Source organism: Siminovitchia fortis (assembly GCF_007681465.1).
In the GTDB taxonomy this organism is placed as follows: Bacteria; Bacillota; Bacilli; order Bacillales; family Bacillaceae_C; genus Siminovitchia; species Siminovitchia fortis.
On the sequence record NZ_VEKZ01000141.1, the window covers coordinates 1 to 1,277 of the forward strand.

General features: G+C 40.4%; 2 protein-coding genes. One reads left to right on the plus strand and one right to left on the minus strand.

All coding sequences use genetic code 11. From position 1 onward, the window contains the following. Positions 1-56: 56 nt before the first annotated feature. Entirely contained in the window at positions 57-812 is a 756-nt protein-coding gene (locus tag FS666_RS19280; protein WP_144460873.1) for an alpha/beta fold hydrolase, read from the minus strand. Between the two features lie 66 nt (positions 813-878). Here FS666_RS19280 and FS666_RS19285 point away from each other — a divergent pair, with 66 nt between their 5' ends. Then, positions 879-1,169 (plus strand): YciI family protein, encoded by a 291-nt coding sequence (locus FS666_RS19285; protein WP_144460874.1) that lies wholly within the window; start codon positions 879-881, stop codon positions 1,167-1,169. The last annotated feature ends 108 nt before the right edge of the window (positions 1,170-1,277 follow it).

Below are 1,277 nucleotides of genomic sequence, written 5' to 3' on the forward strand. Positions count from 1 at the left end.
GCTTAGATAAATTCAAACAGAGCAACTCTTGGTTTACATAATTTAATTACAGGTAATTAAATTGCATTCCCTTCTATCCAATCCTTCACCATTTTGCTAAACAGTTCCGGCTTGGCCAATGGGAAACCATGTCCAACTCCTGATACAAGCACTCCGTGGCAATTTGGATTGCTGTTTACAATTTCTTTTGCAGATTTTTTCATCAGGCTGTTTTCATTTTCTCCGACTGTTACCAATATGTTTGAAGAGGCTAGCTTGAATTCGGAAGGGGCTTTAAACGACATGTTTTCTTCCAATATCCTGATGAGAGTCCCCTGTTCCATGGCGCAATTTTCCTTATAATATTTCTCAAAATCATCTTCTTGTATATATAACACTTTCGCTTGGAGTTTTGAAAAAGGCCTCCATTTAATCAGAGGATGAGAAATTTTGATAAAAGGTTTCAGGAATTTCCAACCATGCGGCATCGGCTTTGCCAGCGCACTGTTAATTACAGCGTGGTCTATCAATTCCGGCCTCATGGAAAGGATTTGTATCGTGATTTGGGCACCCAATGAAAACCCAATCAGCACAACTTGCTTACCTTTTCCTTTATCCCTAATCAATTCAATGACCTTTTCCGCACTAGATAGAATAGAGAAATGGTCCTCACCTTTGCTTCTTCCATGTTCAGGCAAATCTGGGACAATGCACTGATAGTCGCGAAAATATGATAACTGTTGGTCCCACATCCAGCCGCTTACGCCACCCCCATGCAAAAATACAATCAGTGGCCCTTCGCTGCAGCCATGTTCCTCAAAATACAATGTCAAGTTCTCACCTCTAGTACAAATTTTTCTGATTTATGTTACTATTATAAACAAAAAGGAGATTGAGTTATGAATTACATTGTCGCATTGATGAAAACGGTCGATAAAGCTAAAGATAATGAAATACTTGAAGAGCACATCGAATATCTTAACAGGCAAATCGAAAAAGGAAATATCCTGGCAAAAGGGCCTTTCACCGATCATTCGGGAGGTTTTATTATCTTTGGTGTTAAAACAATGGAGGAAGCGCAGCAAATAGCCGGCCAAGATCCGGCTGCCCTAAACAAAACACGGGAATTCACCTTTAAAGAGTGGAAATGCTCTATTGAAATAGATACAAAGGGAATCATGCATCATTGAGCAAAAGTTATCGTCCGCTCTCCAAAATAATAGCATACGTTCCACTTAGAAAAGCGCAAGCGCCTTGCCCATCGACGTACAGACTGGAGTGCCTCCGACGAGATAAAG